At 35.9% G+C, this 22,722-nt stretch carries 21 protein-coding genes; 18 read left to right on the top strand and 3 right to left on the bottom strand.

The genetic code is table 11. From position 1 onward, the window contains the following. The first annotated feature begins 8 nt into the window (after positions 1 to 8). From J3U35_RS11360 to J3U35_RS11270, 18 genes are all read left to right on the top strand, one after another. Positions 9 to 1,052 carry a methionine ABC transporter ATP-binding protein gene (locus J3U35_RS11360; protein WP_267361460.1) on the top strand — a complete coding sequence of 348 codons (1,044 nt, stop codon included), beginning with the start codon at positions 9 to 11 and terminating at the stop codon, positions 1,050 to 1,052. Then, positions 1,053 to 1,751 carry a methionine ABC transporter permease gene (locus tag J3U35_RS11355; protein WP_267352323.1) on the top strand — a complete coding sequence of 233 codons (699 nt, stop codon included), beginning with the start codon at positions 1,053 to 1,055 and terminating at the stop codon, positions 1,749 to 1,751. Between the two features lie 263 nt (positions 1,752 to 2,014). Next, a complete protein-coding gene (mlaF, locus tag J3U35_RS11350; protein ID WP_267361458.1) occupies positions 2,015 to 2,827 on the top strand; it encodes a phospholipid ABC transporter ATP-binding protein MlaF in 813 nt (270 codons plus the stop codon). Between the two features lie 3 nt (positions 2,828 to 2,830). Next, positions 2,831 to 3,610 carry a lipid asymmetry maintenance ABC transporter permease subunit MlaE gene (gene mlaE / locus J3U35_RS11345; RefSeq protein WP_065558871.1) on the top strand — a complete coding sequence of 260 codons (780 nt, stop codon included), beginning with the start codon at positions 2,831 to 2,833 and terminating at the stop codon, positions 3,608 to 3,610. A gap of 11 nt (positions 3,611 to 3,621) precedes the next feature. Then, complete coding sequence (gene mlaD / locus J3U35_RS11340) at positions 3,622 to 4,206, top strand: outer membrane lipid asymmetry maintenance protein MlaD (protein WP_267352325.1); 585 nt, start codon at positions 3,622 to 3,624, stop codon at positions 4,204 to 4,206. Positions 4,207 to 4,218: 12 nt separating this feature from the next. Then, complete coding sequence (gene mlaC, locus J3U35_RS11335; protein ID WP_065558873.1) at positions 4,219 to 4,863, top strand: phospholipid-binding protein MlaC; 645 nt, start codon at positions 4,219 to 4,221, stop codon at positions 4,861 to 4,863. A gap of 6 nt (positions 4,864 to 4,869) precedes the next feature. After that, entirely contained in the window at positions 4,870 to 5,142 is a 273-nt protein-coding gene (locus J3U35_RS11330) for an STAS domain-containing protein (RefSeq protein ID WP_065558874.1), read from the top strand. Between the two features lie 86 nt (positions 5,143 to 5,228). Then, positions 5,229 to 5,486, top strand: a complete 258-nt coding sequence (locus tag J3U35_RS11325; protein ID WP_065558875.1) for a BolA family protein — start codon at positions 5,229 to 5,231, stop codon at positions 5,484 to 5,486. Positions 5,487 to 5,575: 89 nt separating this feature from the next. Then, positions 5,576 to 7,603, top strand: a complete 2,028-nt coding sequence (gene prlC, locus J3U35_RS11320; protein WP_267361457.1) for an oligopeptidase A — start codon at positions 5,576 to 5,578, stop codon at positions 7,601 to 7,603. Then, positions 7,590 to 8,327 (top strand): class I SAM-dependent methyltransferase, encoded by a 738-nt coding sequence (locus J3U35_RS11315; RefSeq protein WP_267361456.1) that lies wholly within the window; start codon positions 7,590 to 7,592, stop codon positions 8,325 to 8,327. Before prlC ends, J3U35_RS11315 begins: the two co-directional genes overlap by 14 nt. A gap of 13 nt (positions 8,328 to 8,340) precedes the next feature. Then, entirely contained in the window at positions 8,341 to 9,033 is a 693-nt protein-coding gene (gene rsuA / locus J3U35_RS11310; RefSeq protein WP_267361455.1) for a 16S rRNA pseudouridine(516) synthase RsuA, read from the top strand. A gap of 123 nt (positions 9,034 to 9,156) precedes the next feature. After that, the gene (locus tag J3U35_RS11305) at positions 9,157 to 10,404 is read left to right on the top strand and encodes a Bcr/CflA family multidrug efflux MFS transporter (protein ID WP_267361454.1); all 1,248 of its coding nucleotides are present in this window, start codon (positions 9,157 to 9,159) and stop codon (positions 10,402 to 10,404) included. Continuing rightward, on the top strand, positions 10,401 to 10,922 hold the full coding sequence (locus J3U35_RS11300; protein ID WP_267352331.1) for a gamma carbonic anhydrase family protein: 522 nt from the start codon (positions 10,401 to 10,403) through the stop codon (positions 10,920 to 10,922). Before J3U35_RS11305 ends, J3U35_RS11300 begins: the two co-directional genes overlap by 4 nt. 102 nt (positions 10,923 to 11,024) lie before the next feature. After that, positions 11,025 to 13,988, top strand: coding sequence for a DNA translocase FtsK 4TM domain-containing protein (locus J3U35_RS11645; protein WP_416380705.1), 2,964 nt, complete (start codon positions 11,025 to 11,027; stop codon positions 13,986 to 13,988). 125 nt (positions 13,989 to 14,113) lie between these two features. Then, on the top strand, positions 14,114 to 14,998 hold the full coding sequence (citG, locus tag J3U35_RS11285) for a triphosphoribosyl-dephospho-CoA synthase CitG (protein ID WP_267361453.1): 885 nt from the start codon (positions 14,114 to 14,116) through the stop codon (positions 14,996 to 14,998). 103 nt (positions 14,999 to 15,101) lie between these two features. Next, positions 15,102 to 17,546 (top strand): autotransporter outer membrane beta-barrel domain-containing protein, encoded by a 2,445-nt coding sequence (locus J3U35_RS11280; RefSeq protein WP_267361451.1) that lies wholly within the window; start codon positions 15,102 to 15,104, stop codon positions 17,544 to 17,546. Between the two features lie 242 nt (positions 17,547 to 17,788). After that, entirely contained in the window at positions 17,789 to 17,920 is a 132-nt protein-coding gene (locus tag J3U35_RS11275) for a hypothetical protein (RefSeq protein ID WP_267352334.1), read from the top strand. Between the two features lie 215 nt (positions 17,921 to 18,135). Beyond that, complete coding sequence (locus tag J3U35_RS11270; RefSeq protein WP_267361449.1) at positions 18,136 to 19,755, top strand: ATP-binding protein; 1,620 nt, start codon at positions 18,136 to 18,138, stop codon at positions 19,753 to 19,755. A gap of 102 nt (positions 19,756 to 19,857) precedes the next feature. Here J3U35_RS11270 and yfbR read toward each other — a convergent pair whose 3' ends face one another. From yfbR to ftsZ, 3 genes are all read right to left on the bottom strand, one after another. Next, complete coding sequence (gene yfbR / locus J3U35_RS11265) at positions 19,858 to 20,451, bottom strand: 5'-deoxynucleotidase (RefSeq protein WP_267352336.1); 594 nt, start codon at positions 20,449 to 20,451, stop codon at positions 19,858 to 19,860. A gap of 81 nt (positions 20,452 to 20,532) precedes the next feature. Further along, the gene (gene lpxC, locus J3U35_RS11260; protein WP_267361447.1) at positions 20,533 to 21,447 is read right to left on the bottom strand and encodes a UDP-3-O-acyl-N-acetylglucosamine deacetylase; all 915 of its coding nucleotides are present in this window, start codon (positions 21,445 to 21,447) and stop codon (positions 20,533 to 20,535) included. 67 nt (positions 21,448 to 21,514) lie between these two features. Continuing rightward, positions 21,515 to 22,654, bottom strand: coding sequence for a cell division protein FtsZ (ftsZ, locus tag J3U35_RS11255; RefSeq protein WP_065558885.1), 1,140 nt, complete (start codon positions 22,652 to 22,654; stop codon positions 21,515 to 21,517). Positions 22,655 to 22,722: the final 68 nt, after the last annotated feature.

The raw sequence follows: 22,722 nt of genomic DNA, 5'->3' as shown, positions 1-22,722 counted from the left end.
ACGCAAGAATGATTAGATTTGAAAATGTATCCAAGCAATATGAGCGAAACGGCATCACCACTCAAGCCTTAGACAAGATCAACTTAACTATTGATAAAGGGGATATTTTTGGCATCATTGGTTATAGTGGTGCAGGCAAAAGCACCTTAGTTCGTTTAATCAATTACCTTGAAAAACCGACACAAGGTCAAATCATTATACAAAATCAAATTTTAAATCAACTATCCGGTTCTGAGTTACGCCAAGTTAGGCGAAAGATCGGCATGATATTTCAGCACTTTAATTTACTTGAATCAAAAACCGTTTATGAAAATATTGCTATTCCTCTAATTTTAATTAAAAAAAATAAACAAATTATTAAACAAAAAGTAAGTGAATTACTAGAATTTGTTGGATTAAGTGATAAAGCAGATAGTTATCCTAAAGAGCTGTCTGGCGGACAAAAACAGCGAATCGGCATAGCAAGAGCGTTAGCTAACGATCCGGATATTTTACTTTGTGATGAAGCAACTTCAGCGCTTGATCCTCAAACTACACGAGCAATCTTAGATTTAATCAAAAAAATCAATGAAAAATATAAAATAACGGTAGTGTTAATCACGCACGAAATGCATGTTATTGAACAAATTTGTCATAAGGTAGCCGTAATGGAAAAAGGTAAAATTATTGAACAAGGCAACGTGCTGGATGTATTTGGACACCCACAACACCAAACAACTCGAAATTTTGTCAATTCAGTCATTAGCAATCAAATCCCAAAGGGTGTTGTTGAAAATTTGTTAGAGCTAGAAGGCAAAAAAGACAATATTAAACTATTTAAACTTGAATTTTTAGGTCGCTCAGCTTCAGAGCCTGTTATCAACTCACTCATTTTAAAACAAATTGTTGTCGTTAATATTCTATTTGCTCATATGTCTGAAATTGAAAAAACGGTTTTAGGCAGTATGTTTATTCAGTTAAAAGGTAACGATAGCAATATCCAAGAAGCCGTACAATTCCTTCGAGAACATGGCGTACAAGTTACTGAAATAAACCGCTGGGAGGAAAACTAAATGCAAATTTTCACCGATATCCTTGAATATTTCAAAGCTAATATTTCAACCACCGTGACAGTTGAGCAATTTATCCAAGCGAGTTATGAAACATTTTATATGGTGTTTTTCGCTTTAATATTGGGTTCATTAATTGGTATTTCACTCGGTGTTTGTTTAGTGACAACTCGCCCAGGAGGATTGCTTGAAAATAATCGAATATATCGGATTATGAATCCTATTATTAATTTAGTTCGTTCGCTACCTTTTATTATTTTACTAGTGGCAATTGTCCCTTTTACTAAATTTATTGTGGGTAGTTCGATTGGTACAACAGCAGCTATCGTGCCTTTAACATTTTATGTCGCCCCTTACATTGCTCGCTTAGTTGAAAATTCTTTACTTGAAGTAAACAGTGGCATTATTGAAGCCGCTGAATCAATGGGGGCAACACCAATCCAGATCATTTGGTACTTTATATTACCTGAAGCATTTAGTTCATTGATTTTAACCCTAACCACTGCCACTATCGGCTTAATTGGAGCGACAGCAATGGCAGGTGCAGTTGGCGCAGGCGGCATTGGTGACTTAGCCATTTCATATGGTTATCAACGTTTTGATACCACAGTTACCTATATTTGCGTGGTCATTTTAGTTATTGTGATTCAATTGGTGCAAAGCACAGGTAATTTTTTAGCTCGCAAAGCAAGGCATGAATAAATCAGAATATGTGATTATTATTTGAACCGATTAGAAACGCAGCTTAATGCCAGACTAAAAAATGATTTAACACGCTAAAAACCTTATTTAGTTTTTTTGACTATTACAAATCAAGATTCAGTGATTTTTAATTAAAAAATGCTTTTTACCTTAAGCATTACCATAATATAAGGATTGACAATATGTTTTATCGATTTCTTTATTTGCCATTATCAAGTAAAATAACGTTAATTTTAATTAATTAAGGTAGTGTAGGAATCATAGTGACTGACTCATTACAGCAAAATTTGGTTGAAATTCATGATATGTCATTTTATCGAGGAACAAGACCAATTTATAAAAATATGAGCTTGAATGTCCCAAAAGGCAAAGTGACAGCGATTATGGGGCCTTCAGGTATTGGTAAAACCACGCTACTGCGTCTAATCGGTGGTCAATTAAAACCTCAATCAGGAAAAATATTATTCGATGGTGAAGATATTCCAAGTATGTCTCGCGCCCGACTCTATGAAGTTAGAAAACGCATGAGCATGCTATTCCAATCTGGCGCACTATTTACCGATCTTTCTGTTTTCGATAATGTTGCCTACCCGATTCGTGAACACCTTGATTTACCTGAGCCTGTATTACACAATTTAGTATTGATGAAACTCCAGTCTGTTGGTCTTCGAGGCGCCGCCCATATGATGCCGTCAGAATTATCCGGAGGTATGGCAAGGCGAGCCGCGCTAGCCAGAGCCATTGCCCTTGACCCTGATTTAATTATGTTTGATGAACCTTTTGCCGGTCAAGACCCAATCTCAATGGGTGTCATTGTTAAATTAATCTCAGAAATCAATCAATCGCTTGGATTAACCTGTATTGTTGTCAGTCATGATGTGAATGAAGTCCTTAGTATTGCGGACTATGCTTACATCGTTGCTGAACAACACATTATTGCAGGCGGAACATCACAGCAATTACGCGAAAATGACGACTTGCGTGTAAAACAATTTCTTGAAGGCTTAGCTGATGGACCAGTCCCTTTTCATTATCCCGCTGATGACTATAAATTAGACCTTAGCCGAGGTATATAACATATGTTTAATTTACTTGAAAGATTGGGAAAATGGTTAATTAATCTTATCGCTTTAATGGGGCGTTCAGGGATGATGCTTTTTGGAGCACTCATTGGACGTCCACAATTTGCGAAACAGTTCCCATTACTGGTCAAACAATTTTATTTTGTTGGCGTACAATCTTTAACGATTATTATTGTATCTGGACTTTTTATTGGTATGGTGCTTGCACTACAAGGTTATTTTATCTTAACCACATTTGGTGCTGAGGCAAGTTTAGGTATGATGGTTGCGCTGGCTTTATTGCGTGAACTAGGCCCTGTTGTTGCTGGATTATTATTTGCTGGACGTGCCGGCTCGGCGTTAACAGCTGAAATTGGTCTCATGAAAGCTACCGAACAACTATCAAGCATGGAAATGATGGCAGTCGATCCATTACGGCGTATTATTGCACCCCGTTTCTGGGCTGGATTTTTCTCTATGCCGTTTTTAACGGCTATTTTTGTCGCGGTTGGTATTTTAGGTGGTGTATTAGTTGGCGTTGATTGGAAAGGTATTGATGCAGGATTTTTTTGGTCTTCCATTCAAAGTAATGTTGACTGGTGGCATGATTTAGGCAACTGTTTTGTAAAAAGTTTTGCCTTTGCAATTGCCAGTACTTGGATTGCACTTTTTAATGGTTACGATTGCGTACCAACATCTGAAGGAATTAGTCGAGCAACTACCAATACAGTTGTTTATTCATCATTAGTTATTTTGGGGTTAGATTTTATTTTAACCGCATTAATGTTTAGTCATTGAGGTCATTAAACATGAGTCGTAAAGTCGAAATTACAGTTGGATTATTCATGGTACTAGTCATTTGCTCAGTACTATTTTTATGTTTTCGCGTTACCGATCCTACATCTTTTACTAGCCATAATTCATATCGAGTATACGCCGTATTTGACAATATTGGCGGATTAAAAGTTAGATCACCAATTAAAATTGGTGGGGTGGTAATTGGGCGAATAACCAATATTAGCTTAACATCATCAGGAAGTGATATTTATAAACCGTATGTAACAATGGATATCGATAGTCAGTACAATAAAATTCCAAGCTCCAGCTCACTATCAATCAAAACCTCAGGAATTTTAGGTGAACAATTTATTGATATCAATTTGGGGTTAGATCAATCGACCGAATTCGCCATTGACGCATTAGATGCTCCTGATGCCACTAATACAACGGCTCAAAAAAATGACAAACCACCTTATTTTCAAGAAGGATTTGTTGTTAGCAATACTAAACCAGCAATGGTGTTAGAAGATTTAATTGGTCAGTTTCTTTATAGTATGGGTGATTCATCAAATAAAGAAAAGAAACAAAATACGCAAGATACAAATGAACAGTAAGGAGTTGTCATTATGTTAACCAAATTTAAGCAAACTATTTTTTTAATTTTCGCTTTAGCAGTTAGTATGTCAGCTTTTGCTGAAAATAATCCTTATGATGAAATGCAAGTGGCCGCTGACAAAATTTTTAGTACCATGAAAGCACAACAATCAGCAATCAAATCAAATCCTAATTTGCTCAAAGATATTGTGAGATCTGACCTATTGCCTTATGTACAAGTCAAATATGCGGGTGCGCTAATTCTAGGCAACGCCTATAAAGATGCGACCGATGCGCAACGTACAGCCTATTTTAATGCTTTTGAAAACTATCTCGTTCAAGCTTTTGCACAAGCACTATCTATGTATAATGGGCAATCTTACCAAGTTGAAAAAGCAAAAGATTTGACTGGAAAAACATTAATTTCTATTCGAGTATTATTAAATCAACCAGACAAAGGTCAACAACCATTACGTATTGATTTTCAATGGCGAAAGAACTCGGTGACGGGTGAATGGAAAGCTTACGATTTAATTGCCGAAGGGGTAAGTATGATTACTACCAAGCAAAATGAATGGTCAACTATTTTAAGACAAAATGGTATTGATGCATTAACGAAGCAATTAAATGATCTTTCCAATCGTAAAATAGACCCGAATCAAAAACCTAAAGGTTAACTTAACATGTCACGAATCACAACCGAAAAGCAACAAGATATATTATATCTAAAGGGTGAGCTTGATGCTCACTCCTTAAGTGATATATGGTCAATACAAAATACACTATTAAAAGAGGTGAAAAAAATTGATGTGGCACAGCTGATTCGTGTTGACTCTTCGGGACTTGCCACACTTGTCTATTTTTGTAATAAATATAATGTTACTTTAGACAGTGTGAATCCTCAGTTACTTACTTTAATTGCGCTTTATGATTTACAACCAGTGATACTAAAATAAGTTACGCTCATCTTTAATCAAAAGACAAATTAAGATAATATGAATAATATTCAACATAAAATCACAAAAAATAATGAGTTTTAATAATGGACAAACAGCAAATAATAGATAAATTAAAAAGTTCACTTAATCTTGAGGAAGTGCATGTCATGACTAATGATGGTAGTCATTTTCAGGTCATTGCTATTGGTGAATTATTTGCAGATCTAAGCAGAGTTAAAAAGCAACAAGTTATTTATGCTCCTCTCGCAGAATTTATTAATGATAACCGTATTCATGCCTTATCAATTAAAACTTATACTCCAACAGAATGGCAACGTGAGCGGAAATTAATGGGATTATAGTGCCCTCTTCATCAAAACTAAATGAATGGCTATTTCCATAACCTGATGTTCTATAAAACAACAATATCATTGTACAAAGGTATCGCAACATGACAAACCCATTACTAAAAACTACACCACTTCCTTTATTTTCACAAATCAAGCCTGAACATGTTTTACCTGCAATTCAAGAGGCTTTGAAAAATTGTCGTCATACGATTGAAACCGTATTAACTAAAAATAGTCAATACACTTGGGATAATTTAATCCAACCCATTGATGAAATGGACGAAAAATTTAGTCGAGCATGGTCTCCAGTAAGCCATCTTAATTCTGTAAAAAATAGCCCTGAACTTAGAGAAGCCTATGAAGCTTGTTTGCCATTATTATCAGAATACAGCACATGGGTTGGACAGTATAAACCGCTTTATCAAGCCTATAAACAGATTAAAGAAAGTGAAGAGTATACCAAACTGACTAAAGCGCAAAAAAAGGTGATCGATAATGCATTACGTGACTTTGAGTTATCCGGAATCGGATTACCGGAAGATGAACAAAAGCGCTATGGTGAAATCGTTGCTAAACTTTCGGAACTCTCCTCTAAATATAGTAACAATGTTTTAGATGCGACCATGGGGTGGACAAAATTGATCACAAATTTAGATGACCTTACAGGCATGCCAGAAAGTGCATTAGCAGCAGCTAAAGAGCAAGCCAAAGCCAAAGGTCAAGAAGGCTGGTTACTCACCCTTGATATCCCAAGTTATTTACCTATTATGACTTACTGTGATAATCGTGATCTGCGTTTTGAGCTTTATCAAGCTTATAATACAAGAGCATCAGACCAAGGACCCAACGCGGGTAAATGGGATAATACTGAAATAATAAAACAAATTTTATCATTGCGTGATGAGCTAGCACATTTATTAGGCTTTGAGACTTATGCCGATAAATCCTTGGCAACTAAAATGGCTGAATCTACACAGCAAGTCATCGAATTTTTAACTGATTTAGCAAGTAAGGCAAAACCGCAAGGCGAAAAAGAACTCGCCGATTTAAAACGTTATGCTTACGAATTTTTTGGAGCTAGTGATATTAAACCTTGGGACATAGCTTATTACAGTGAAAAACAAAAACAATATCTTTATACCATCAACGATGAAGAGTTGCGCCCTTATTTCCCAGAGCAAACTGTTATAAATGGTCTATTTGAAGTTGTTCATCGTGTATTTGGCATTACGGCAAAACAACGACAAGGGGTCGAAGTTTGGGATCCTGAAGTTAAATTTTATGACCTTTATAATATAGATGGTGAATTAAAAGGTAGCTTTTACCTTGACTTATATGCTCGTGAACATAAACGAGGAGGCGCATGGATGGATGATTGTATTGGTCGTATGCGTTTTGCTGATGGTCACGTGCAAAAACCAGTTGCTTATTTAACCTGCAATTTTAACCGCCCTATTGGCGATAAACCTGCACTATTTACACATAATGAAGTCACAACGCTATTTCATGAGTTTGGACATGGACTTCATCATATGCTGACTGAAATTGATGTCTCTTCAGTTGCAGGAATCAATGGTGTGCCATGGGATGCAGTTGAATTACCAAGCCAATTTCTAGAAAACTGGTGCTGGGAACCCGAAGCATTAGCGTTTATTTCTGGACATTATGAAACAGGTGAACCTTTACCTGCTGAAATGCTTGAAAAAATGTTAGATGCTAAAAATTATCAAGCAGCGCTATTTATTTTACGTCAGTTAGAGTTTGGACTGTTTGATTTTAAACTTCACAGTCAAAAAGATCCTGATATTTTAGAAACATTAAAGCAAGTTCGAGAGTTAGTCGCTGTGGTACCAACTGTTGAATGGGGGCGATTCCCTCATGCCTTTAGCCATATCTTTGCTGGAGGTTATGCTGCGGGTTATTATAGTTACCTTTGGGCTGAAGTATTATCTGCTGACGCCTTTTCTCGTTTTGAAGAAGAAGGCATTTTCAATACGAAAACGGGAAATGCTTTCCTTGATAATATTTTATCGCAAGGCGGAAGCGATGAACCTATGACACTGTTCAAAAACTTCCGAGGTCGTGAACCCCAACTAGAGGCTTTACTTCGTCACTATGGTATCCACTAGTACTCATTCTGCTCAGCTAAGCCAATTAGCTGAGCAGTGGTTATCCACACATGCAGATCTTCCATTTGTCCTACTTAATCAAAATGATCAGCTAGCGTTACAAAAAACAGATGAGCCTAAATTAGGTGCCATCTCTGTTGATTTTACCTCTGGCGCCATGGCGCATCGCCGTCAATTTGGCGGAGGACGCGGTGAAGCGATAGCAAAAGCTGTTGGGGTAAAAGGTGATTACTTACCTACCGTCGTGGATGCAACGGCTGGGCTTGGACGTGATGCATTCGTATTAGCGGCTGTAGGTTGTCATGTCACCATGTTTGAAAGACATCCTGTCGTTGCGGCTTTGTTAGACGATGGTCTACAACGTGCCTATCAAGATCCCAATATTGGTAGTTGGCTACAGCAGCATTTACATCTTATCTATCATTCGAGTATTACTGGACTTGATTCCTATCCAGATAAGCCAGATGTTGTTTATCTTGACCCGATGTTTCCACATCGTCAAAAAAGTGCGCTAGTCAAAAAAGAAATGCGTATTTTTCAACAATTGGTAGGGAGTGATAGTGATGCAGACAGTTTATTAGCACCGGCAAGGCGCTTAGCTAAAAAACGGGTTGTCGTAAAAAGACCGGATTCTGCACCTTTTCTAGCCAATGAAAAACCAACCGCAGAAATTAAAACCAAAAATCACCGATTTGATATATATACCCCTGTCAGTGCACTATAGGAATGTTAATATTATGCGATTAGATAAATTTCTCGCTCATCATTTAGGCATTAGCCGTACAATTGTTAATAAAGAATTAAAAGCGAAAAAAGTTACCGTGGATGGTGAAATCATAAAATCAGGAGCTTATCAACTTAGTCCAGAACAACTTGTCGAATACGATGGTTATGAAATCATACCCATCACACAAAACCGCTACTTTATGTTGAATAAACCTCAAGGCTATGTCTGCTCGACGGATGATCCTGATCATCCAACAATTCTCTATTTTATTGATGAACCCATGTCTGAAAAACTTCATGCAGCAGGACGACTGGATCTAGATACGACTGGACTTGTGTTATTAACCGATGATGGTCAGTGGTCACATCGCATTACATCTCCTAAGCACCATTGCGAAAAAGTATATCAAGTGACTGTTGAACACCCATTAACCGATAATTTAATTGAAATATTTCACAATGGCATTCAGTTAAAAAGTGAAAAAACACTGACAAAACCCGCTAAACTCACAATCATCGATGAATATCATGCGGAATTAACTATTAGCGAAGGACGTTATCATCAAGTTAAACGGATGTTTGCGGCGGTAAACAATCATGTTACTGCATTGCATCGCAAACAAATTGGCAATATTATTCTCGATGTTCCTGAAGGCGAATATCGTCCGCTTACGGAAGATGAGATTAAATCATTTTGTAAATAGCCAATATAAAGCCGTCATTAATAAGTGAATTTAATGATCAAGCTAATTTAATCGAGCCATTATTATCAAAAAATGAAAAGTTAATAATTAATGAAAGCCAACAATCCATGAAGGAATCGCTACGTGCAGCCCTATGACAAATCAATAGAGATCAACATCTCGAAAAAAGCACTTATTTTTATTCTTGGATTATTATCTATGTTAATGCCACTATCCATAGATATGTACTTACCAAGTATGCCAACCATCACCGAAAATTTTCATGTTTCTGATGCAACAGTACAACTCACCATTAGTTGTTATTTATTGGGATTTTCATTTGGTCAACTCATTTTTGGTCCTTTAACTGATAGCTATGGGCGCCGTTATGTCTTAATTTTTGGGTTAATTATTTTCATATTAGCTTCTATAAGTTGTGGAATTGCGGCCAACATTCATCAATTGATTACGGCTAGATTTTTTCATGGTATAGCAGCTGCTGCAACAGCTATCGTTGTGAACGCATTAATGAAAGACATTTATCGTGATCGTGATGAGTTTTCTAAAATGATGTCTTTTGTTATGTTAATCTCAAATGTCGCTCCGCTACTTGCACCGATTATTGGCGGATTTGTATTATATTGGTTTAATTGGCAAGCCAATTTTTTTGCCCTTGGATTAATTGCATTGTTGTGTTTGGTATTCGTTTTTACGGCTATTCCAGAAACATTAAGTCAATCTAAACGAGATAAATTTAGTTTAACGCGTATTCTCAGTAATTTCATAACGTTATTTCGGCATAGACAAGTATTGTCTTATATGATGATCGGGGCATTTTCAGGGGCTGGATTATTCTCATTTCTTAGTTTAGGGCCATTTGTCTATATGAACTTGCATGGTGTCGAATCAATCCATTTTGGTTATTATTTTGCGCTCAATATTACCGTAATGATTATAATGAATACGATTAATAGCCGTTTTGTTCGCCGTGTCGGTTCAATCAAAATGATGCAATTTGGGCTTTTAATTCAATTTATCATGGCTATCGCACTTACAGTGGTAACTATAACCAATTTAGGGTTTATCTATTTAGTTATCTGTGTAGCGGGTTATATTGGTTGTATATCAACCATTGGCGGAAATAGCATGGCGGTGGTGTTAGATTTTTATTCTCATATCGCAGGCACGGCATCTTCGCTGGCAGGCACGCTTCGATTTGCGGTAGCGGGGGCTATTGGTGTAATACTTTCTACGTTAGTCGCTGCTCATCCCCAGACAACCGTTAATCATAACATGAGCGAATGGCTCATGGTTGGTTCAATGGTAATCTGTAACTTTATTGCGGTCAGTTTATTTTTGCGTATAAAATCTTTCAGAAGGAATGAACAATGATCTATCAATTAGGTGATTTAAAACCACAAATTCATCAACGCTGTTTTATAGCAAATTCGGCGGATATCATTGGTAATGTAGTTTTAGAAGAAGGTGTTTCAATTTGGTTTAATGCCGTTTTACGAGGTGATATCGCACCTATTTTCATTGGTAAAAATAGCAATATACAAGATAATTCAACGATACATATTGAAACGAATATTCCGTGTATCGTAGGTGAAAATGTCACCGTTGGCCATAATGTTATTCTTCATAGCTGTACCATTGACAATAACGTTCTAATTGGCATGGGCAGTACCATATTGAATGGTGCTAAAATTGCCAAAAACTGTTTAGTCGGTGCTAATTCCCTTGTTACGCATAGCTTACCCTATGAAGAAGGTTGCTTAATTCTTGGCTCCCCAGCTAAAATCGTACGTAAATTAACGCAAGCAGAAATCGCAGCCAATATTGAAAATGCACAACATTATGTTCAAAATGGCGAAAGATTCAATAAAACGCTCAATCTTGTCGATTAATCCTAGCCCAATAAATTGTGATTTAAACATATTCACTCTGTGAGAGATTGCAATTTATGGTAAAATACCAACCATTTACTGCGATATTTTTAAGGTACATGTTTGAAAAAGCAAAAAATCACAGGAAAACAGATAATAATTGAACTTATTCTATTAGCGTTAATAGGATTATCCGTTTGCTTGTTTTTATCACTATCGACTTATAACTCATCGGATCCGGGTTGGTCACGTACGGCTTGGCATTATCCTGTCAGTAATTTTGGTGGTTTAATTGGTGCCTATGCTTCCGATATTTTGTTCCAATTTCTAGGCTATATTGCATTTAGTTTACCTGTCATTATTGCATTAATTTGTGTACAGTTAGTTGGTTATTTTTATCGACATGCTAACGAACCGATTAATTATTTCAGTGTCTCTTTTCGGATAATTGGTATTTTAGCCTTTGTTTTTAGTAGTACGGGTTTTTTTGCATTAAATATTAGTGATCCAAGCGAATTTGAAGCTGGTGGTTATCTTGGTTCAATCGTCATAGAAAATCTTTTACCTATGATGAATAACTTTGTTCTTTCTTTGATTCTTCTTGCTGTTTGTTTTGCTTGTGTAACTTTATTAACGGGGCTATCTTGGCTTTACATAATTGAAAAACTTGGTGCTTTTGTTATGGTTTTGCTTACACCAGTAAAATGGTTATTGCTATCCCGTCGTGTCAATCACGTTAATCAAATCGATACTGAACCCAAAAATCAAAAATTATCTCAAGACCAAGAACCTCAAATAACACTGTCAATCAATTCAAATAGTAGTCAATTAGATACTATGGATGATTTTCAAACAAATATAAGCAGTGAAAATAGTGAGACGTCATTAGAAACAAGCATTAATAAAACATCTGATAGTTCAACAACCTCTTTAGCGGCTAACGAGAATGAACAACTCATCAAAACAGCAGCAGAGCTACTACAAACATTAGAAACATCAAAACAAACGCAATCATCCAAAAAAACATCGAGCAAAAAGAATAACACTGAACTTAATCAAAGTGATATCTTAGCTCGTATGGAATTGATTTTGAAAAACATCAATGAACAACAAAATCAAGACCAGATAATTCAAGTTGACGGTCAAGACTTTCAAGCTAAAAAGCTTGAAATAACAGAGCCTTTTGAAGAAGATAAATACACGATCACCGATGCACCGATCAAACCGTTATTTACCTTAACGCATAATGCGCACGAAGCTAATCCTGATAGTCCAATCGTTGCAACACAAGATGAACTAACGAGAGAAATATCATATTTCAAAGAAATAAATACACCTTATAACACAAAAGTTGAAACTCAGCATAATTTTGAGGTTGAAAACCAAGTAACACAACCACCTGAAGATGTCGATATAGACATTCTTAAACAAGAAAACCCAATTATAGATGACATTTATCCAGAAGAGGTAAGGCTAGAGGAGACTCAAGTACACACTTTAACATTGCGTGATAGTGACAGCGAAGAGGAAGAAAATGATGATGGAGAAAGTTTGATTCACCCATTATTAAGACGTGATGATAAACCACTACCAAAACCAACTACACCGCTACCGTCATTAAACTTACTTACTGCACCACCAACAGCACGCATTGAAGTGGATCATGCAGCCTTAAATGCGATGTCAGAATTGATCGAAAAAAGCCTTTCTGACTATCGAGTCAAAGCGAAAGTTGTCGATTATATGCCGGGTCCGGTTATTACTCGTTTTGAAATTGAACTTGCACCGGGTATCAAAGCTGCTCGTATTTCTACGCTAGATCGGGATTTGGCACGTTCGCTTTCAATGCCATCTGTACGTGTGGTAGAAGTCATTCCAGGCAAACCTTATGTTGGCATAGAGTTACCGAATAAAAATCGACAAACAGTCTACTTTAGAGAAGTTTTAGACAGCCCACAATTTAGAAATGCTCAATCGCCACTTACGGTTGTGTTAGGTAAAGATATCTCAGGGCAATCTGTGGTTGCCGATTTAGCCAAAATGCCACATTTATTGGTTGCTGGTACCACAGGGTCAGGTAAATCCGTTGGTGTCAATGCTATGATTTTAAGCATCTTATATAAATCATCGCCAGAAGATGTTCGCTTTATTATGATTGACCCAAAAATGCTTGAGCTGTCAATTTATGAAGGGATCCCGCATCTATTAACACAAGTCGTCACCGATATGAAAGACGCCGCTAACGCCCTTAATTGGTGTGTTAATGAGATGGAAAAGCGTTACCGACTTATGTCAGTTTTAGGTGTACGCAATATTGCTGGTTATAATGAAAAAATTAAACAAGCTGAAGAAATGGGTAGACCGATTCCCGATCCACTTTGGAAACCAACCGACAGTATGGATCTCAATATGCCGACATTGGAAAAATTACCTTATATTGTTGTCATGGTTGATGAATTTGCCGATCTTATCATGGCAGTAGGTAAAAAAGTCGAAGAATTAATTGCAAGGCTTGCTCAAAAAGCACGGGCTGCGGGTATTCACCTTGTATTAGCCACGCAGCGTCCATCCGTAGATGTAATTACAGGTTTAATCAAAGCCAACATCCCTACGCGTATTGCTTTTACAGTTTCGAGTAAAATAGACTCACGCACTATTTTGGATCAAATGGGGGCAGAATCGTTACTTGGTATGGGAGATATGCTATATCTTGCGCCTAATAGTTCAATTCCGATACGTGTTCATGGTGCATTTGTCCGTGATGAAGAAGTCCATGCGGTCGTTCAAGATTGGAAAGCGCGTGGTACGCCAAAATACATTGAAAATGTCACCGTAGCCACCGATGACGGCGAAAGCGGTAGTTCAGATAGTCTTGACGAAGAACTGGATCCCCTATTCGATCAGGTTGTAGAATTTGTTGTTGAAACTCGCCGAGCCTCAATTTCAAGCGTTCAGCGAAAATTTAGAATTGGTTACAACCGAGCAGCAAGAATTGTGGAGCAAATGGAAGTCGAAGGCATTATCAGTGCGCCAAGCCACAATGGAAATCGTGAAGTACTTGCTACATCATCGCATAATGATTACTAGTTCTTTAATTACCAATCTATTTTTAAATAGATTGGTAATGTACCGGTTTAATTCATTCAGTTACCTTTTCTAACAATTTCAAAAAGACAAGCAAGTTTGACATTTCATATAGGTATTAATCAATAATGAACGATTATTCAAAGCAAGTGGCATTCATAGAATCAAAACTGATTAAAGATCAGCAATCTTTACCAGTACAATTTGCCATTAAAGCTTTAATCAGAGAGATATGCTTATCACCCAAACCCGGGCTGGTTGATATGAATAATAACGGTGCTCACCGTGATATGAATTTTCAAACTTTTATTGCAAGTATTGAGGCAATATCGTGTTGGTTTGAACCCTTCTATCAGTATGGAATGGATTCAGCTAATAAAGATCCTCATCTTTTTTTAACTGATATAAGACCTATTGGGATACAGTGTGAACAAGCGATGTACCATGCTACACATCAAATTAATACTCATAAAGGTGGGATTTTTGCTTTTGGTTTGCTACTTGGCGCTATCGGTAGATTAACGAAACAACAACGACAAATCAATATTCAAAGTATCAACCACGAAGTGTCGACAATTTGCCAAGGCATTGTTGATCATGAGCTTAAACAAAATCATCAAATAAAATCCGTGGGTGAAAAGCTATTTAAACTACACAACCTATCTGGCGCACGAGGAGAAGCAGAATCAGGTTATGCTACAGCAATAAATATCTCGCTCCCTATTTACAAACAGATGCAACATAATGGTTATAATGAAGAAGATTCCTTATTACAAGCATTGCTATACTTGCTTGCCTATAATCAGGATACCAATTTGGTATCAAGAGGTGGTCTTGAGGGTTTAAACTTTGTCAAACAACAGGCTAAGCAGATTATTTTGCAAGGTGGCATTACACACCCAGATGGCATTCAGCTATTAACTCAACTTGATGATAAGTTGATTGAACGCAATTTAAGCCCTGGTGGTTCTGCTGATCTTATTGCAATAACCTGGTTTTTATCTCATTACTAGCAAAAAATGATATTGATCAAAAAAAATTTAAAATAATATTGATTATCATTACTAATAATATATTATTTCACCCCCCAAAGTATTAAATTAACTTAAAAAAACAATGAAATTGAAATCAATATCTTTATTAGTAATCAGTGCTTTTAGCGCCAATTGTGTACAAGCTTACAATCATGATGTGACTACAGACATAATTTTACCTTTCAACCAAATCGATGAACGTTATTTTTTAACAAATAGCAGCACTACACCAGTGAATATTATTGCAGAAAATGGTTTAACGATTAAAGATGATGCATCTTTCCATTTGGGTTTTAGTGGCAAAACAGCTACCGAATCCGCCTCAAATGCACAAGGTGACATTAACATGTTCATCAAAGGCAATTTTCAAATCTATAATGACACGTGGATTGGTAAATTTGATACCAAATTCTTTACCCAATATTTAGGATTACACAGTGATTTTCCTTTTGATCCTATAGAGCACGATATTAACGTTCATGTTTCGGGTGATATTAATGTTGAGTTAGGTGCAGATAAACAACGAGGTGGTTTGATGATTTTAGCCGGTAACGTAATGCGCGCCGGCCCAAATTCTACAGGAAAAACAACGGTTATTGTTGACGGTGATACGAATATTCGTAGTGGCGATAATCATCTAGCTGGCACTGCCTCTGCCCCTGCAAGACTGACCACCCGTACCTTTAATTTAACGGGCGGAGACATTGAAATCATTGGTGCAAAAACAGTATTAGAAACGACAAACAAGGATTCTAATCGTTCTTCTGTTTTAATAGGTAAAACAGGCAAAATGATTGTCATGCGAGAGGGAACGGTTGATGTCAGTCGTGGTGGTAATTTCGATGTTGTAGATCAAGGAATCTTGAGTGCAAGCCGAGGTAATGGTTTTATAAAACTCGCACCAAATGGACAAGTAAATGTTGGTAAAAATGCGACAATCGAATCCTCTAAGGGTTCACTGTCAATTAGCGATCAAACCAATAAAACATCTCAACTCAATATTGATGGTATCGTTAGCTTTGGTATTTCTGATACCAAACAGGTCAATGTAATACGCGGTGATAACATCAATCTTTCATCTAATGCCAAATTTTCAGTAACAGATGACTTTATCAAAAATGGATTGAAATATACGACAACCGATGTAAATGCGACAGTTTTAGCCGCAAATAATAAATTAACTATACACTCTATTCAAGACGGTCAACTAAAACCACTTGTTCAAAATATTTATGGGGACTTGAACTTTAAGCAATCGGGAAATGAACTTGTATTTGTCAATGCGAGCAATGTCACCAATTTCGATGATGTAAAAAATGCACAAAATGCAGCTAAACGCCAAATCTCACGTTATTATCAACAATCAGGTATTTCTTCAAAAAATGTCGCAAAACGATTGACCGATAATTTGGTAAAAGTCGCTTATGAATCAATGTATAACACAAATAATAATGAAATGATAAGTAAAACTAATACCAAAGCTGGGGAATTAAATTGGCAAATACTCAGCAATATGGCACGTGGTAATTTAGCCATTGAATCAAAAGGAACGACACTATTTTTTAATCAAAATATCGCTGGGCTTTATAATAATAATCATGGTTTACATTTAACTGAAATCGCGATGAATTCACTGAATGATACCAAAGCCATTTTAGATAAACGAGTTCACCAATTTCATCTAAACCAAGGTGAAGAAAATAATTTATGGGTTAACCTGACTCACCATTATGAAAATACCGATAATAATCAGGGCATTTCTGGATATAAATACACCTCTAATGGCTTTATGCTCGGGTTTGATAAAGAAGTTATCGATAATCTTTTAGTGGGTAGTGCCATTGGTTATTCCACTGGAAAATATAAGGATAAAGCGGCTTCATCAAATGATTCTGATATCCATCAATATCAAATTCAGTTATACAGCAGTTATAAATTTCCTAATAATATGCTTGGGTCTACGTTCGCAGGCTATTCTTTCGGAAAAAATGATTTAAAAACTCACGATAGTTTTAATACTATCAAGGAAAAATTCAATAACAAAACATGGAATTTTGGTGGTGCTATTGGCTATCATTGGCAAAATACCGAAGAATTTGCAATGATTCCAAGTATTGGCTTAACTTATATTTATACCGAAAACAGTGCTCACAATGTTAGCTATGATAAGATCAACTTAGTCAAATATGGTCAAGCGACAAATTCTGCTCTATTGATGCCGCTTGATTTGACTGCAACTTATTCTTTCTTCAAAAATAAGGATAGTCAATTAACTTTAACGGGTCAAACTGGCTATACATTTAATTTTAGTCGCAATAAATTTGATAGTGATATTACCCTTAATGGCATTAATGGATTATCTAAAATGCATAGCTATTCATCAAACAGAACGAAAAATCAATATAATTTAGGAGCTGGAATCGCTTATCAATATCATTTGATAAATTTAAATCTTGATTATCAATACTTTGGTCAAAGTAAAAAGAATAGTCATTATTTTACAGCAAGTGCTAAGATAGATTTCTAAAATTTCAAACTTGATTGTATTAAAGTTCGCAACATAAAACTATGGTGGTAAAATGTATCACCTTAGTTTTATATTAAATAATATCTTTCAATCGTTCTTGATATTCAGTATCATTCGTAAACTGCCTTTTAATGATAAAAACGTACATTTATCACTGATGTCTTTAATAAAAATTAGCTATTTACTTATTTACTCTTCTGATTTTAGCACTTAACACTATTATCAAATATAAGGAATACGTTATGACAATCTTTGAAGAAAAAGCATTAGCATTAAGTACAAAACTGCAGTGTAAATTTCATCATGCTTTAGATAATCAGCCTCAATATATCACTTTAGCCATGGAAAAGGTTTTATTTCAGATCCAATACTGATGATAACCTTGCTTCTGAATCTATTTTACCGAATGCATTTGAATCCAAGTTTACTAACGTATTGATGAATAAGTCAACAATACAACCCATAGCCAAAAAATCATTAATTAAATCGATAGAGTATGGAGTCTGTAAATAGCGTATTTAATTAATAATTTTTATCTCATCTGCATTCATATTGTTGAACCATCAACTTTATTGCTGAAGAATAAAATATGAAATCTATGATTAATCAATTAACGCTTAAAACTAAGCTTATCAGTTTGATTTGCGCTGTATTTATATTTTCAGTTGTTGTTCAATATATTTATATTATCTATGTGATAAACAAAGAGTATTTTTATCTGTCTTCTCAACGATTTAAAAATATTGCCGAATTAGTATCAACTAATCATAATCTCATTGATCAAGTCAGTAATCCCACGTCAGACAATTTACAAGCAATCCAACATTATACCGAACAAGTTCGCCAACTTTCTTTAGTCGATTTTATTGTCATTTTTAATATGCAAGGTGTACGGTATTCGCATCCCGATATAAATAAAATAAGAGAACCTAGAGTAGGTGGCAATGAACAAAAAACGTTACAAGAAGCGCCCTATCAATCCTCATCAACAAGAACATTTGACGATTCAATTAGCGCAATGAGTCCGATATTCAATGATAAACGTCAACAAATTGGTATGGTTTTAGTTGGACAAACACGCCAAAAAATTAATTATCTGGCTTCAAAGTCAAGCCAACCTATCGGGTTATCATTATTTGTATCCTTTACGTTAGCTGTTATTTTAGCTTGTTTGTTATCGCGTCATATTTCGAAACGATTGTATGGATTTAAACCTACCCAAATGGCTCAACTTTTTGAAGAACGTAATGCCATTATTAGAACCGTCAAAGAAGGCATAGTGGTGATTAACCGAAATGGATTAATTTCACAAATTAATGATGAAGCAGTTAGAATATTACATATGGATAAGAGTAAGGAAAACATTATCGGCAAGCCCATTAGCACCCTGATTCCTAATACACGTTTAAATGAAGTTATGAACAAGGGGATTGCTGAATATGATTGTGAGCAAAATATTGATGGTGTGGTAATTTTGATTAATCGTATTCCATTATATGTAAAAAATAAATTAGTTGGAGCCATTGCTTCTTTTCGTGATATAACTGAAATACGCCAGTTAGCAGAGAAATTAAAAGGCATTAATCGTGATGCCGACACATTACGTTCTCAATCACATGAATTTAGTAATAAATTGCATGTAATTTATGGGCTAGCCTATCAAGATAATAAAAAAGAATTAGTCAATTATCTAGAAGGTATTATTGGCAATAAACAACCAAAATTAGATGAGATTAGTCAGTACATTAAAGACCCCATTATTGCTGGCTTTCTCAATAGTAAATTGAGTCGAATAAAAGAATTAGGGGTATCGTTAACTTTTAACATCAATGGAATGCTTGCCCCTATTTCTAATCACTTAGTCATTCATAATATAATCACTATTCTTGGCAATTTAATCGATAATAGTTTAGATGCCGTTCATAGTTTAGCTGATAAAAAAATAGAGATAAATTTTACTGTCCAAAACGGCTATTTTTACATCGAAATCATGGATAACGGGATAGGTATTTCTGAAAAAGAGGTAAAGCATATCTTTCAAAAAGGCTATTCAACCAAAGGAGATAATCGTGGTATGGGATTATATTTGGTTTTATCTTGTGTTAATGAACTTGGCGGTAATATTCAGTTATTCAATCTTGGTAAGAAAAAAGGAACATGCTTTAAAATATCACTGCCATTAGCAGTCCTTTATCGAGAAGTATCATAATTGTAATGACCTGATAATTTATAAATATGTCTCATGAAAATGAAATTAAATAACATATAAGTTACCTAATTGTAGTTAACCGCAATTAGGCTTTAACATTTATTATTTATCTAACGTGATTTCATCCAACGATAAACTAAAACTTGGCACAAATATTTCTAAAAAATAATTCATTTCAGGACTTCCACGTTCAGACAATGTCTTTTTCAAACGCTGCTCAGCCAATCTAAACTCATTATTGCCAGCACTGAGCTCTTCAATCGTCTTAAGATAAGCACATAACGCATCAGCCTGTTTGACAATGTTTTTTTCTGTTTCATCATAAAAGTCATCATCAATGAGCGTTCTAAAATCATCTTGTAACTCTTGCGGTAACATATTAATTAGCTTGTTTTGGGCAATTTTTTCAATCTTTTTGTATTCTGTTGTAATTTGAGGATTATAGTATTTAGTCGGTGTAGGAAGGTCTCCAGTAATCACTTCAGATGCATCATGATACATAGCTAATAAAGCGATTCTTTCAGGATTAACTTTTCCATCAAAATGTTTGTTTTTGATGATTGCTAACGCATGTGCAACAAAAGCAACTTGAAGACTATGCTCAGATACATTTTCTGTTCTGACATTGCGCATTAACGGCCAACGATTAATTAATTTTAATCGTGAAAGATGAGCAAAAAAATGGCTTTTATTCATATCATCATCTCATGAGTTATAAAAACAAAAACGCTCCCATTAAAAAATGGAAGCGTTTAAATTCATTTTTAAAACAAATTGTTAAGCTAAAACAAGCTGTTTTGTACCCAATGCGAGCGGAACAGTTTGATCATCAGCAAATGTAACATATTCCCATGCACTTTGTTTAGCTAACAACGCTTGTAATAATTGATTATTTAATGCGTGTCCTGATTTGTAACAAATCACTTCACCTATCATGTTGTGACCAGTCATATACAGATCGCCGATAGTATCTAGCATTTTATGGCGAACAAACTCATCCTCAAATCGTAAACCATCTTCATTGAGAACTTTATAATCATCCACCACAATGGCACAATCTAAACTACCACCTAAGCACAAACCTTTAGATTGTAATGCTTCGATATCTCGCATAAAACCAAATGTTCTTGCACGGCTAATCTGACGAATGAAAGATTCAGATGAAAAATCCAACTGATAACGTTGAGAACTATTATCAATTGCTGGGTGATGAAAATCGATTGTAAAATCCAATCTGAATCCACTATATGGTCTCACTTCAGCCCATTTATCCCCATTTTCAACACGTACCGTCTCTTTGATGCGTAAAAACTTTTTAAGCGCATTTTGTTCAACAATGCCAGCATCAAGCAGCAAATAGACAAACGGGCTTGCGCTACCATCCATAATAGGAATTTCTGGTGCATTAACCTCAATAATAATATTATCAATACCCAGTCCTGCTAATGCTGAATTGATGTGCTCAACCGTCGAAATACGCACATTATCTTCATTAACCAGACAGGTACAAAGCATTGTATCGCGAACCGATTTAGCATCCACAGGAAAATCAACATAAGGATTCAAATCAGTTCGACGATATATAACACCCGTATTTTCAGGAGCAGGACGCAACGTCAAAGTAACTTTTTTGCCAGTATGTAAACCGACACCAGTTGCTTGAATTGTCTTTTTTAATGTTCTTTGTTTCATTAGCACCTACTGTTTTTTTATTTGTTTCTATTGAACTATGACAATAAAAAATCAAATAAGTTCACTTTTAATTCGCTTGTTTACGAATAAAAGCAGGAATATCTAAAATCTTATTTTCTTCAAGCGGAGAAATTGCTTGTTCATTCACTACTTTAGCTAATTTCTCTTCTTGTTGACCCAAATTGTTATTTTGGCTAAACAATGAGTTTTGTTGAATTGGTTTGGTTATTTTCGCTTCAGGACGTTTATCCATACCAATACCCGTTGCAACCACAGTAACACGAATTTCATCTGACATATCTGGATCGAAAGTTGTACCAACAACTACTGTTGCATTATCAGAAGCAAAAGCTCTTACCGTGCTACCCACTGTTTCAAACTCTTCCAAACCAAGATCTAAACCAGCGGTTACATTAACTAATACACCACGCGCACCAGATAAGTCGATGTCTTCAAGTAGTGGACTTGAAATAGCCATTTCAGCCGCCTCTTCAGCTCGATTATCGCCACTTGCACGTCCAGAACCCATCATAGCATATCCCATCTCTGACATCACTGTTCTAACGTCAGCAAAGTCAACATTGATATGTCCTGGTTTGGTGATTAATTCTGCGATACCTTGCACAGCACCTTTTAATACGCCATTTGCTGCGGCAAATGCATCTAATAGTTTAACACCACGACCTAAAACTTTTAACAATTTATCATTTGGTATAGTAATAAGTGAATCGACGTGTTTTGCTAACTCAGCGATGCCTTGTTCAGCAAAAGCCATACGCTTTTTACCTTCAAATCCAAATGGTTTAGTCACAACAGCAACCGTCAAAATACCCAATTCTTTAGCAATTTCGGCAACAACTGGAGCAGCGCCCGTACCTGTGCCACCGCCCATACCAGCGGCAATAAACACCATATCAGCACCTTCAATTGCACTGCGGATGACCTCACGATCTTCCTCGGCAGAGTTTCTACCCACTTCCGGATTAGCACCTGCACCAAGACCTTTAGTCACATTCGTGCCGATTTGGATAGTTTGACCTACCTTAATTCTTTTCAATGCTTGCGCATCAGTATTTGCCGCAAAAAATTCAACACCTTCAATATGCTCAGCAATCATATGTTCGACAGCATTACCACCGCCACCACCGACACCAATAACTTTAATGACTGCTGCTGGTTCATCATCTGCAACCATAGGCTCAAACATAACTTATCTCCAAATATACGATCTAAGGACATTGTACATATAACCGCCAACAATGTCCACGAAGTTCT

Origin of the sequence: Gilliamella sp. B2717 (genome assembly GCF_026536675.1) — a bacterium.
Classification (GTDB): Bacteria; Pseudomonadota; Gammaproteobacteria; order Enterobacterales; family Orbaceae; genus Gilliamella; species Gilliamella apicola_I.
This window is presented reverse-complemented; position numbering and strand designations above follow the sequence as displayed.